The 12,977-nt window shown below is 61.8% G+C and carries 10 protein-coding genes; 5 read left to right on the top strand and 5 right to left on the bottom strand.

Annotation, left to right across the window (positions count from 1 at the left end; genetic code table 11):
- Positions 1-61 precede the first annotated feature (61 nt).
- The 4 genes from pgl to ACIPSK_RS14280 form a co-directional block, all read right to left on the bottom strand.
- Positions 62-760, bottom strand: coding sequence for a 6-phosphogluconolactonase (gene pgl, locus ACIPSK_RS14295; protein ID WP_162117804.1), 699 nt, complete (start codon positions 758-760; stop codon positions 62-64).
- Positions 761-770: 10 nt separating this feature from the next.
- On the bottom strand, positions 771-2,246 hold the full coding sequence (zwf, locus tag ACIPSK_RS14290) for a glucose-6-phosphate dehydrogenase (RefSeq protein ID WP_017967071.1): 1,476 nt from the start codon (positions 2,244-2,246) through the stop codon (positions 771-773).
- A 134-nt stretch (positions 2,247-2,380) separates the two neighbouring features.
- Positions 2,381-3,679 carry an NAD(P)/FAD-dependent oxidoreductase gene (locus tag ACIPSK_RS14285; protein ID WP_162117803.1) on the bottom strand — a complete coding sequence of 433 codons (1,299 nt, stop codon included), beginning with the start codon at positions 3,677-3,679 and terminating at the stop codon, positions 2,381-2,383.
- A gap of 9 nt (positions 3,680-3,688) precedes the next feature.
- The gene (locus tag ACIPSK_RS14280) at positions 3,689-5,125 is read right to left on the bottom strand and encodes a glutamine synthetase family protein (protein ID WP_017967073.1); all 1,437 of its coding nucleotides are present in this window, start codon (positions 5,123-5,125) and stop codon (positions 3,689-3,691) included.
- Between the two features lie 88 nt (positions 5,126-5,213).
- Between ACIPSK_RS14280 and ACIPSK_RS14275 the strand changes: the two genes are divergently transcribed.
- The 4 genes from ACIPSK_RS14275 (at position 5,214) to ACIPSK_RS14260 (ending at position 11,684) form a co-directional block, all read left to right on the top strand.
- Positions 5,214-6,434, top strand: a complete 1,221-nt coding sequence (locus ACIPSK_RS14275) for an NAD(P)/FAD-dependent oxidoreductase (RefSeq protein WP_162117802.1) — start codon at positions 5,214-5,216, stop codon at positions 6,432-6,434.
- 157 nt (positions 6,435-6,591) lie between these two features.
- Entirely contained in the window at positions 6,592-6,735 is a 144-nt protein-coding gene (locus ACIPSK_RS14270) for a hypothetical protein (protein WP_018486423.1), read from the top strand.
- Between the two features lie 311 nt (positions 6,736-7,046).
- Entirely contained in the window at positions 7,047-9,578 is a 2,532-nt protein-coding gene (locus tag ACIPSK_RS14265) for a methyl-accepting chemotaxis protein (protein ID WP_162117801.1), read from the top strand.
- A gap of 258 nt (positions 9,579-9,836) precedes the next feature.
- On the top strand, positions 9,837-11,684 hold the full coding sequence (locus tag ACIPSK_RS14260; protein ID WP_162117800.1) for a methyl-accepting chemotaxis protein: 1,848 nt from the start codon (positions 9,837-9,839) through the stop codon (positions 11,682-11,684).
- On the opposite strand, the gene ACIPSK_RS14255 is transcribed toward ACIPSK_RS14260, so the two are convergent.
- A complete protein-coding gene (locus tag ACIPSK_RS14255; RefSeq protein ID WP_162117799.1) occupies positions 11,657-11,893 on the bottom strand; it encodes a hypothetical protein in 237 nt (78 codons plus the stop codon). The two genes, ACIPSK_RS14260 and ACIPSK_RS14255, sit on opposite strands and share 28 nt — an antisense overlap.
- A 90-nt stretch (positions 11,894-11,983) precedes the next feature.
- Here ACIPSK_RS14255 and ACIPSK_RS14250 point away from each other — a divergent pair, with 90 nt between their 5' ends.
- Complete coding sequence (locus ACIPSK_RS14250; RefSeq protein WP_162117798.1) at positions 11,984-12,853, top strand: LysR family transcriptional regulator; 870 nt, start codon at positions 11,984-11,986, stop codon at positions 12,851-12,853.
- The last annotated feature ends 124 nt before the right edge of the window (positions 12,854-12,977 follow it).

The following is a 12,977-nucleotide window of genomic DNA, read 5'->3' as shown; positions in this document are numbered from 1 at the left end:
GTTCGTTGTCTCTATCTGTTTCGGCGGCTCTGGCCTGAATCTCAATCCGGATGACGGCGGATCAGGGAGCCCAATAGACCTCGACCGGGGAAGTGGCCCGGCGCAGAATGGCGCGGATCGGCATTTCTGCCTCGTCACCGCTGCCTTCCGCCTTGGCGAGAACGTCTTTTTTGCCTTCGCCCTCGATATGGAGAACCAGGAGTGCGGCATCCTCAAGACTGGAGAAGGTGAAGGTCAGGCGCGGCTCGCCGGCTCCTTCCGCTTCCATGGTGATGATGCCGCGCGGCGTGGATGCATCGAGCGCCTTGGCAAGATTGCTGCCGCCAGGAAAGAACGAGGCGGTGTGTCCATCGCCACCCATGCCGAGGATGACGATGTCGAAGGGGATGCCGATCTCGGCGCTTTTTGCCGTCGCAAGTCTTGCAGCTTCCTCGACGGATGGTGCCGGCTGGTACAGCGGCACGAAGCGCGCCGCCTTTGCCTTGTTTTGAAGAAGATTGGCGTCGACCAGCAGATGGTTCGAGCGCGGATTGTCGGCCGGCACGAAGCGTTCGTCGACAAGCGTGATCGTCACTTTTTCCCAGGCGATGTCGCGTGTCGAAAGCGCCTGGAAGAAGGCCTTCGGTGTGGAGCCGCCGGAAACGGCGATGGACGCCGTTCCGCGGGCGGCAATCGCAGCTGCAAGCGTATCGGCGACCTTGTCGGCGAGACTGCCGGCGAGGTCTGCGGCGCTGGCGAAGGAATGCAGGGTCGATGCCATCGATTTCGTCCTAGATCTCGTCATGCCAGGTGCGGCCGTCGCGCTCGATCAGCGCGATGGCCTGGCTCGGGCCCCAGGTGCCGGCCGTATAGCCCTGCACCTGCTGGCCGGTCGTTTCCCAACCCTTGAGGATCGGATCCACCCATTTCCATGCGGCTTCGACTTCGTCGCGGCGCATGAACAATGTCTGATTGGAGCGGATCACGTCCATCAGCAGGCGCTCGTAGGCGTCGGGATTGCGGACGTTGAAGGCCTGGGCAAAGCTCATGTCGAGCGAGACGTTGCGCAGGCGCATGCCGCCCGGACCTGGATCCTTGATCATCAGTGACTGCTTGACGCCCTCGTCCGGCTGCAGGCGGATAATCAGCTGGTTGGCGACGATGCGCCCGGCCGCCTGGTCGAAGATCGCGTGCGGGATCGGCTTGAAGGTGATGACAATCTCGGACATGCGCCCGGTCAGGCGCTTGCCTGTGCGGATGTAGAAGGGAACGCCCGCCCAGCGCCAGTTGTTGATCTCGGCCTTGATGGCAACGAAGGTCTCGGTGTTCGAGACGCCGCCTTCCAGTTCTTCGAGGTAGCCCTTGACCGGGCCGGTGCCAGATGCGCCGGCGCGATACTGGCCGCGCACCGTCGCCTGCTCGACGTTGGAGGCATTGAGCGGCTTCAGCGCGCGCAACACCTTGAGCTTCTCGTCGCGCACGGCTTCCGAATCCATCGACGAGGGCACTTCCATCGCCGTCAGGCAAAGCAGCTGCAGGATGTGGTTCTGCACCATATCGCGCAGTGCGCCCGCCGTGTCGTAATAGCCGGCGCGGCCCTCAAGGCCGACCGATTCAGCTACGGTGATCTGCACGTGGTCGATGTAGTTGGCGTTCCAGAGTGGCTCGTAGAGCGCGTTGGCGAAGCGCAGCGCCATCAGGTTCTGCACCGTCTCCTTGCCGAGATAATGATCGATGCGGAAGATCTGCTCTTCCTTGAAGGCGCGGCCGATCGTGTCGTTGAGCTGCAGCGCCGAGGCGAGGTCGCGGCCGATCGGCTTCTCGACGACTATGCGGGTCGATTTGGTGATCAGCTTATGGTCGTGGATCTTCTGCGAAATGTCGCCGAAAATGCCGGGCGCGACCGCCAGATAGAATGAGCGCACACGCTCCTTGCCCTCGTCCAGCAGTTTCTTCAGCTGATCCCAGCCGGCATCCGTGCGGGCATCGACCGAGACGTAGTAGAGGCGGGCACAGAACTTCTCCACCTCAGCCTCGTCATATTCCCCCTTCTTCAGGTGCTCCTTCAGCGCGTCCCTGGCGAATTTGCGATATTCCTCATGAGTCAGCGGGCTGCGAGAGGCGCCGATCACGCGGGTCGGTTCCGTAAACTGGCCTTCGATCTGGCGATGATAAAGAGCGGGCAGAAGCTTGCGTTCGGCAAGGTCGCCGCTGCCGCCGAAGACGACATAATCAAAAGGCTCAACGGGAATGATTTGGCTGCTCATGAGCTTGTCTCTCAATCAGGCTGGTTGGCGGCTCTTTTAATCTAATCGATTTAAAAAAGCCAGTGTGCAGTGCAATGAATCTGTCAGGCACCGGTTTTAGAGCGAATTTCCGGAAGAGGAAATCCGCAATCGGACTAAAACTTGTCGCGAAGCGCAAACCACGACAAGGCGAGGAAAAGCAGCGGTGCGCGCATGCGGGATCCGCCGGGAAAGGCGGGAATATCGAGCGACGTGAAGAGGTCGAGATCGCCGGATTTTCCAAGCACCGTTTCCGCATAGAGCTTGCCACAGTAGTTTGACAGCATGACGCCATGGCCGGAATAACCGCCGATCGAGATGACGCCGGGCATGACCTCACGCACGAAAGGCTGGCGCGGCAGGGTGATGCCGACGCTGCCGCCCCAGGCATGGGTGATCTCGATGTCCTTGAGATCAGGATAGACCTCGGCGATCTGCCGGCGGATGTGCTGCGAAATGTCCCGCGGATTGTCCGACGTATAGGCTTCACGCCCGCCGAACAGCAGGCGTCCGTCGCCGAATTTGCGGAAATAACGCACGACGAAACGCGAATCGGCCACGGCCTCGCCCCCGGGCAGCACATCGGGATGCCCGTCGAGCGGCGCCGTGGCGCCGATGAAGGAGCGGATAGGCATGACATGGCTTGCCGTTACCGGCTCCAGATTGCCGATATAGCCGTTGCAGGCGATCAGCGCGCGCTCAGCGGTGATCGTTCCCCTTTCGGTTTCGATCGTCACCTTGCCGCCGCCCTGGCGGATCGCCGTCGCCTTGGTGATCTCGAAGATTTCAGCGCCGGCATTGGCAGCAACCCGCGCCAGCCCCACCAGCAGTTTCAGTGGATGAATGTGGCCGGTGCCGACATCGCGCACGCCGCAATGGAAACGCTTCGAGCCGAGCCTCTCCTGCGTTTCCTCCTCGTCCATGAAGCTGAGAAGCGGATAGCCGTAGCGTAAGGCGGCGATTTCGGCATTTTCATAGTAGTCGCGCTTGTAGCTCGCCTTGTGTGCGACATTGAGCTGGCCGGGCACATAGTCGATCTCGATCTGATGCTCGCGGGCGAAATCGATGAGATGGCGTTTGGCCGCCTCGGCAAGGTCGAACAGCGCCTTCGAGCGTTCGTAGCCGATCTTCTCCTCGAGTTCTTCCGGCCACCATCGCTGGCCGGTGCCGAGTTGACCGCCATTGCGCCCGGACGCCCCGTCGCCGAAGCGGCAGGCCTCGATCAGCACCACTGAAACGCCTGACTTGGCAAGATTATAGGCGGCCTGCAGGCCGGTATAACCGCCGCCGACGATGGCGACGTCGCATGTTTTCGAGCCGTCGAGAGCGGCATAGGTGGGCCGCTCGCCGACCGTTGCCTGATACCAGGACAGCCCGGGCGCGATCGGGCTCTGCCATGTCTCCTGCGATGCCATGATGGTCCCTCACACGTTGAGCAGAAGGAATTCCCGCTCCCAAGGGCTGATCACCTGCATGAAGGTTTCGAACTCGCCGCGCTTGACGCCGGCATAAAGGCCGATGAACTGCTTGCCGAACATCTCTTCGAAGGCGGGTTCGTCCTCGAGCAGCGCCACGGCTTCCAGCAGGCCGCGCGGCAGGTCGATCGAGCCCTCATTGGCCGAATCCTCCGTCGGCGCCGTCGGCTCGATCTCGTTCATGATTCCGAGCAGGCCGGAAGCGAGCGAGGCGGCGAGTGCGAGATAGGGGTTGGCGTCCGAGCTCGGCAGCCGGTTTTCCACACGCCGCGCTTGCGGATCGGAAACCGGCACGCGGAACGCCGTCGTCCGGTTGTCGTAGCCCCAGGCATTGTTGACCGGGCAGGACATATCGGGCTGCAGGCGCCGGTAGGAATTCACGTAGGGTGCAAGCATCGCCATCGCGCTCGGCACGAATTTCTGCATGCCGCCAATGAAATGGAAGAATTCCTTCGAGGCCGATCCGTCGGGATTGGAGAAGATGTTCTTGCCCGTCTCGATATCGACCACTGACTGGTGGATATGCATCGCCGAACCCGGCTGGCCCTGCATCGGCTTGGCCATGAAGGTCGCGTAGATGTCGTGCTTCAGCGCCGCCTCGCGGATCGTCCGCTTGAACAGGAACACCTGGTCGGCAAGCTCGATCGGATTGCCGTGGCGCAGGTTGATCTCCATCTGCGCCGGTCCCTCTTCATGGATCAGCGTATCGATCTCCAGCCCCTGCTTCTCCGAAAAGTGATAGACGTCGTCGATCAACTCGTCGAACTCATTGATGCCGGCGATCGAATAGCCCTGGCCGCCGAGGATCGAGCGGCCGGACCGGCCTTTGGGCGGGTGTAGCGGATAGTCGGGATCGTCGTTCTTGGCGACCAGGTAGAATTCGATCTCGGGCGCCACGATCGGCTTCCAGCCGCGCTCGTGATAGAGGCTCATGATCCGCTTCAGCACGTTGCGCGGCGTATAGGGCACTTCGCCGCCGTCCGAATCGACGATGTCGCAGATCACCTGCGCCGTCGGGTCGGTTTCCCAGGGCACGACCGAAAGCGTCGAAAGGTCGGGCATCAGCTTCAGGTCGCTGTCGCGCGGCTCATATCGGAAGCTCTCCGTCTCGTCTGGATATTCGCCCGAAATTGTGTGCCGGTAGATCGCTGAAGGCAGCGCCAGCGAGGTGTTGGAGGTGAATTTCGAGCTCGGCATCATTTTGCCGCGCGCAACGCCGGCAAGGTCCGGCGTGATGCATTCGATATCTTCGATCCCCCTGTCCCTCAGCCACCGCGCTGCTTCCTTCCAGTTCGCAACGCCGCGCAGGGATCCGGGTTCCGGGGGAGTTTTCTTCGAGGCGGGTACGTTTCTGGCAGGCTTCAGCGTCGTCTTTTTTGGGGACATGACACACCGGTTTGCGTTGATCGTGGCGCCATCATAACCAGACTTTGCCAATTGGCGAGGGGTTGAGAACGTTGACTTTCGCCCTCTGATGGAAAAAGAAGACGCGGGTTTGATCGGGGAAACGGGTTTGCAGCGCAAAAGCGACGTTATCGTCATCGGCGCCGGAGCGGCGGGCATGATGGCCGCCATCCGTGCTGGAAAACGCGGCCGTTCGGTCGTCATCCTCGACCATGCCAGGGCGCCTGGCGAGAAGATCCGCATATCCGGCGGCGGCCGCTGCAATTTCACCAATATCCATGCCGGACCAAAGAATTTCCTCTCCGCCAACCCGCATTTCTGCAAGTCGGCGCTCGCCCGTTTCACGCCCGCCGATTTTATCGCCATGGTCGACCGCCATGGCATTGCCTGGCACGAGAAGACGTTGGGCCAGCTTTTCTGCGACGATAGCGCCAAAGACATCATCCGCATGCTGCTGGCTGAGATGCGCATGGCCGGCGCAGTACTGCATCTTGGCACCGAGATATCAGGCGTTGAAAAGACCGAAGCCGGCTTCCGGGTATCGACGAGCGAAGGCCATTGTGAAGCATCATCGCTGATCGTCGCCACCGGCGGCAAGTCGATCCCGAAGATGGGCGCCACCGGCTTGGCCTATCGCCTCGCCGAGCAGTTCGGCCTGACCGTGCTCGAAACCCGCCCCGGCCTCGTGCCGCTGACGCTCGATCCCGGCCTGCTGGAGAGCATCGCGCCGCTGGCCGGCATTGCCGCCCCGGCCGAAATCCGTCACGGCAGGACCGCCTTCCGTGAAGCGCTGCTGTTCACCCATCGCGGGCTGAGCGGACCCGCTATCCTGCAGATCTCCTCGCACTGGCGCGAAGGCGACGAGATCGTGGTTGCAATCGAACCGGATATCGACATTGCGGCGCATCTGAAGGCGGCAAAGCAGCTCAATGGCCGCCAGTCGCCGCAGACAGCCCTTGGCGACCTCCTGCCGAAGCGGCTGGCACAATTTCTCGTCGAACGCGAAAAGATCTCCGGCAACATGGCCGACCTGCCTGACAAGGCGCTGCTGCGCCTTGCCGCCGGCGCCCAGAACTGGGCCGTCAAACCGTCCGGCTCGGAAGGTTATCGCACCGCCGAGGTGACGCTCGGCGGTATCGACACGGCAATGCTCGATTCACGCAGCATGGAGGCAAAAGCCGTGCCCGGCCTTTATTTCATCGGCGAGTGCGTCGACGTCACCGGCTGGCTCGGCGGCTATAATTTCCAATGGGCCTGGGCTTCCGGTTTTGTCGCTGGTGAATGCGCCTAGAGGTGATTGCACCTGGAAAAGCCGATTCAAGACTTCTTAATAGAGGTGCGCCATCCTGTCTCAATTGGCGGTTTGCGAAGCTGTTCCTAAATTAAGCTTTACCGGCAAGCCGTTTTGTTGGATTGTTGTTGTGCAAGAGAGAAGTGAGGTTTCGACCATGAACAGAAACACACGACGCGCCCGCGCCATCGCAATCGCAGAGGCAAAGCCGAACGCCCGGATGGTCGCCCTGCGTTATCTGATGCTCGCCGCCGGCGCCACCGCCGCCGCCCTCGCGCTGCTGCTCTCGCACTTCATCTGATCCTGTCCGCAGACCTGGAACCAACGTTGCGACATGCCAATTGTCGCACCGCGGCGTCGCGGTTCATAAATTGCAACTATTTCACTGCCTTGGCTTAACCCGCCATAACAGCTTATCCGAAAATTAATATCTAATCTGACACAATTGCTCGCGAATATTTGGGCATCTCCAAGTTGTTTGGACATGAACTGGCAATGACTGCCGCCTGGCCTCCGGGTTCCCCGATGTAAATAAGAATAGCTCGATGTGCACCCGGCTGGCGCCATGTGGCTGCCTGCGGGAGGAGTGGTGTATGAAAGGCCCGGAACGCCATGTTGATTGACAAGATTCTTTCCCGCTTCAGGATCAAGACGAAGGTTTTGATCTTCGTTCTGCCGTTCGTCGTCACCATTTCGGCGGTGGGCCTGACGGGCCTCTACGCTTCGGGACTTCTGCAGGGCCGCATGGAAATATCCAACAGCGTGCTGCAGTCGCTGAGCGGCTTCAAGGATCTCTATGGTTCGATGGACGATTTCCTGCGCGTCACCAGTCCTGAGGCGCGCGACAAGCTGATCGCGGATCTGAAGACCCAGCAAGGCGTGCTCGACCAGACGCTGAACCAGGTTGGTGACGAGGCCGCCGGCCGCGACAGCCTTGCGGAGGCCTCGCGCCGCACCAAAGAGATTTCGGGCGTCGTCGACAAGCTCTGGGCGTTGCACGAGCAGGAGCAGGCATTGCATGAGCAGATCGACGCGGCCCAGAAGAGCGTCATCAGCACCCGCTTCACCGTGTCCTATCAGGCCGAAGAATTGCAGAGCACCGTCCAGAGCGACGAGAGCGCCGCCACCAGCACCCTTCGCACGGCCGACCGTTTGCTGAAGGGCGGCGATTTTCTCGGCACCGTCGCCAGCGGCTTCAGCAAGCCGCAGACACCGCAGGACAAGATCGCCTTCATCAACGAACAGATGCCAGAGATCATCAAATCGCAGCGTCTGATCGCCATCTCGGTTCCGACCAATCAGAAGAATGTCATCGAGGCACTGGCTGCGACCATTGACGGCATCAAGGCGATCGTGCAGACACCCAATCCGACCGACGAAACCGCCACGGAGCTCGGCCGTCTCGTTTCGCGCTTCCGCCAGACCTCGACCTATACGCAGCTGACCGCCACGCAGAAAATGCGTGACGCGACTCAGGAATTCGCCGCGCTCGACGGCCGGATCGCCCAGGCCAATTCGGTGCTGCAGGATACCAGGCGCCTCGAAAATTCCGTCTATTCGCTGCAGATCGTTCTTTCCGACTTTCTCGCCGATTCCAGCAAGGAAAATCTCGTGCGCCTGCAGCAGCAGGCCGGCACGCTCGGCAAGGACATGCAGGTGCTGGTCACCAGCGCCAAGGGCATGGGCTTTGCCGAAGGCATATCCGGCGCGATCCAGCCGGCGCTCGACGTCATCTCCGGCGGCGGCTCGAAGATCGTCGACACGATCGGCGAGCGCGTCACGGCCTATGCCGCGGCCCGCCAGGAACTCGACCAGATCTGGAAAAAGCTGACCGATTTTGCCGAACTGCAGAAGCAGACGGCCGGCACCGAGCGTACCCAGGCAAACAGCATCTCCGTCATGACCACCGGTCTCGGCATCCTGCTGTCGATCCTGGGCGGCATTGCCCTGGTGCTGACGCTGCAGCGCCCGATCAGCCATATCACCGCCGCCATGCGCCGCATCGCCGAAGGGGCGCTGGATACCAGCATCTCCGGCGAACAGCGCCACGATGAAATCGGCGACATGGCCCGCGCGCTCGGGATCTTCAAGGAAAACGCCATCTCGAAAATCCGCATCGAGGAGCAGAGCGACGAGGAGCGCGCCGCCGCCGAACACGAGCGTCAGCGCAACGACGCCGAAAAGCGCGAGATGGATCGTCAGATCGAATACGCGGTCAACGCGCTCGCCGCCGGCCTCGAACGCATGTCGCAGGGCGATATCTCGACGACGATCGAAACGCCCTTCATCGGCCGCCTCGAACAGCTGCGCCAGGATTTCAACGGTTCGATGATGCGCCTGCAGGCGACGATGAGCCAGATCCGCGACAATGTCGAACTGATCCAGGGCAATGGCAACCAGATGGCCCAGTCGGCCGAGGACCTCTCCAAGCGCACCGAACAGCAGGCTGCATCGCTCGAAGAGACCGCGGCTGCCGTCGATGAAATCACCGTGACGGTCCGTTCGTCGGCCGAACGCGCCAAGGATGCCGACCAGATCGTCCGCCAGGCCAAGCGCAGCGCCGACGATTCCGCCGTCGTCGTCAGCAATGCGATCGACGCAATGGGTCGCATCGAGGATGCCTCGCGCCAGATCGAGCAGATCATCGGCGTCATCGACGAGATCGCCTTCCAGACCAACTTGCTGGCGCTCAACGCCGGGATCGAGGCGGCGCGCGCCGGTGAAGCTGGCAAGGGCTTCGCGGTGGTCGCGATGGAAGTCCGTGAACTGGCCCAACGCTCCGCAGCCGCGGCGCAGGAGATCAAGGGGCTGATCAACAAGTCGACCAATGAGGTCAATTCCGGCTCGCAATTCGTGCAGGAGACTGGCACGGTGCTCGCCAAGATCAGCGCCCAGATCGTCACGATCAGCCAGCATGTCGAGATGATCGCCCGCGCCAGCCACGACCAGTCCAACGCGCTGCAGAGCGTCAACGCGACGGTCAACCAGATGGACCAGATGACGCAGCAGAACGCCGCCATGGTGGAGGAAACGACTGCCGCCAGCCGCGAACTGGCCGACGAGGCCGGTTCGCTGCGCCGGCTCATCCAGCAGTTCAAGATCGACGGCGAAGCGGCCGCCGCGCCGACCTACCGCGCCGCCTGATCGTCGATCGATCCGTCTTCAATCGAACGGCCCCGGAGTTTTCGGGGCCGTTTCTATTTATTCTCCAAAATGGTGCTTCGATTGAGAAGATTTGAACGATGGAAGAATAGCCCGAATGCCGGGCAGCTTACACGCCGGGATCATCGGGAAACGCTCGCAAACGAGGCGATGAATATCTCCGACCGCCAAGATTTACGGAGAATCTTCCTTAATGCTTTTAATCTAATTTAACCTTGGTCTATCTCCCCGGGGGTCTCGATGCTACGCCTTTTCTCTACGTCGATCGTACGCCAGATCGTTGCGATCACGCTGTTTCTGCTGGCCATCAGCACGGCCGCCATCGTCGGCGTGACCTACTACAATCTGAGCCGTCAGGTCATGGACGGGGCTGTCTCCGACGCCCGGGATGCCACTCGCGCCATGGCCGTCCTCTACGGTGCTGCCGATCAGGCTGCGAAAGTCGAATTGAAGGACAATCAGCTTTCGACTGTCACGGAAGACGCCATCCCGGCCCTTCCCGACCATTCCCTGGTCGATCGCACTGCGCAATCGATCGCCGGCGTTGCGACCATCTTTCAAAAGCAGGGCAGCGACTACGTCCGTATCTCCACAAACGTCAAGAAGGAAAACGGCGACCGCGCCGTCGGCACCAAGCTGGTCGCCGATCATCCGGCCCAGCCGGTTCTCGCCAGGGGCCAGGCTTACTACGGCCCGGCGGAGCTTTTCGGCCGCAAGTTCATGACTGGTTATTTCCCCATCAAGAATGCGTCGAACGTCAACGTCGGCATCCTCTTCATCGGCATTCCAATGGAGCTCTATTACCAGCGCGTGAATGAGCTGCAGATGCTGGTTCTCGGTGTTGGCTTCATCGTCATGCTCATCGTCGGCGTTCTCGCCTTCTATGCGATCCGCCTGTCGGTGAAGCCTTTGCAGGCGCTGACTGCGAGCGTTCACTCGATTTCCGCGGGCGATCTCGAAGGAGCGATTCCCTGTATCGAAAAGAAGAACGAGTTTGGCGATATCGGCCGGGCCTTGGCGCTTTTCCGCGATAGTGCCCGCGCCAGGCGCGATCTGGAAACGCAGGCCGCCGAACAGCGCGCCTTAAGCGATGCCGAACGCGCCAGGAACGATGCCGACAAGCGTTCGCTCGACGGCCAGATCGACTTTGCCGTCAACCAGCTTGCCGCCGGCCTGGGGCGCCTGTCGCAGGGTGACGTCTCGCAAACGATCGGCACGCCCTTCGTCGGCCGGCTGGAACAGTTGCGCGTCGATTTCAACGCTTCCCTCTTGCGCCTCCAGGATACGCTGTCCGGTATCCGCGACAGCGCCTCGACGATCCAGCGCAGCAGCGGCGCCGTCTCCGCCTCTGCCGGCGAACTTTCGAAACGCACCGAGGCGCAGGCGGCCAACCTCGAGGAGACCGCGGCCGCGGTGGAAGAGATCACCGTGACGGTTCGTTCCTCCGCCGAGCGTGCCCGTGAAGCCAACAATGTCGTGGCTGCGACCAAGAAGACGGCCGACAGTTCCGGCGCCGTCGTCGGCGATGCCGTCGCCGCCATGGATCGCATCGAGCAGGCCTCGCAGCGCATCGAGCAGATCATCGAGGTGATCGACGACATCGCCTTCCAGACCAATCTTCTGGCGCTGAATGCCGGCATCGAGGCGGCGCGGGCCGGCGAGGCGGGCAAGGGTTTTGCCGTCGTCGCCCAGGAGGTCCGCGAACTCGCCCAGCGTTCGGCCGATGCGGCGCGCGAGATCAAGTCGCTGATCGAGACATCGAGCCGGGAGGTGACGGCAGGTTCCGAACTGGTCCAGAAGACCGGCAGCGTCCTTGCCTCGATCAGCCAGGAGATCATCGCGATCAGCGTCCATGTCGAGACCATCGCCACCGCCAGCCGTGATCAGTCGGCCGCGCTCCAGGAGGTCAACGGTTCCGTGAACGCCATGGACCAGATGACCCAGAAGAACGCATCGATGGTTGCCGAGACGACCCAGGCAAGCCGCCTGCTTGCCGGCGAAGCCGATACGCTGATGGCGCTGATCGAGCGGTTCCGCATCGTCGCAGAATCGGCACCGGCTCATCTCGGAGCAAGAAGAGTCGCCTGAACTGCGCGGCCGCAGCGGCTGCGGGATTGCGCAGTGGCCCTGCAGCGCCTTCCGAGGTTGAGGTCGAGCGACGTCAGCCGTGCGGCAAAGCCAATAAGGCTATTGTTTCCGAATTCGGCATAAAATCGGTCCTCTTCCGCCTTGCCACCGCTTCGTTGGGGATAGTGCCGATAGCCGATGGTGACTGCGATGGTGAGCATGTCGATCATGACAATGTCCTTTCCTATGTAAGACATCACCTGATTTAGGCATCGAATTTCTCTTTATAAACGGGGAAAATCCCGCTATGTTTTTCATCTATGAAAAATGCGAGTTGGGATTCCTATCAGCTTTTCCTGCAGGTCGCCCGGCTCGGCGGTTTGACGGGGGCAAGCACCGCAAGCGGGCTCAGCCCGGCGACCGTCGGCCGGCGCATGCTCGATCTCGAGCAGGAGATCGGTCGCGCCTTGTTTTCGCGCAGCCAGACCGGATACCGTCTGACCCAGGATGGCCAGGCGCTGCTCGATCACCTGCAGGAGATGGAGGCCGCCGCCCGCAAGGTGGCGGCGTGGCGGCAATCCGGCGAGGGCGGCACGACCGTCAGGGTCGCCGCCGGCACCTGGCTCGCCTGGCTGCTGACCGAGAATTTCGCCGCAATCCGCATGCCGGGCGATGCCTTCGCCATTTCGCTGACCATCGGCGAGGCGCGGGCAAGCCTTGCCTATCGCGAGAGCGATATCGGTATTCGCGCCTTCGAGCCCGAGGAGGCAAATCTCGCCGCACGTCAGCTCGGGGAGGTGGCCTACGCCGTCTATATCAGGCGCAACGCCGCCGAGACCGACGAGCGCTGGATTGCAGTCGCCGAGGACGAGGCGATATCGGCCTATCTGCGCTGGCCGCACGCCCATGCCGGGACGGCAATCGTCGCCACCGTCAATCGGCCGCGTTCGCTGCCGGATCTGGTGCGCGCCGGCGCCGGCAAGACCGTGCTTCCCTGTTTCGTCGGCGATCTCCAACCCGAATTGCAGCGGCAGGGCGGCGAGTTGCCGGAACTGCGCCACCGGCAATGGATCGTCATGAATGCCGAGGACCGCCACCGCCCGGAGATCCGCACAGTCGCCGACCGCATGACCAAGCTCATCAAAAGTTATGCCGATCTCTTCGCCGGAAAACGACCGAGTCGCGGCTGAAGCGTGTCGCCCAGAACTGTGCAGCGGCTTTGGCGCCACAACATGCATCAAATCGAGACGTAAATCGCCGCGCCCGATAGGTCGCGCGGCGATTGAAGAAGCGGGCCGACTTCACCGGCCCGCC

The sequence above is a fragment of the Rhizobium sp. LARHSG275 genome (genome assembly GCF_052871115.1).
Note: the sequence above shows the minus strand (reverse complement) of the source record. Positions and strands in the feature narration are given on the sequence as shown.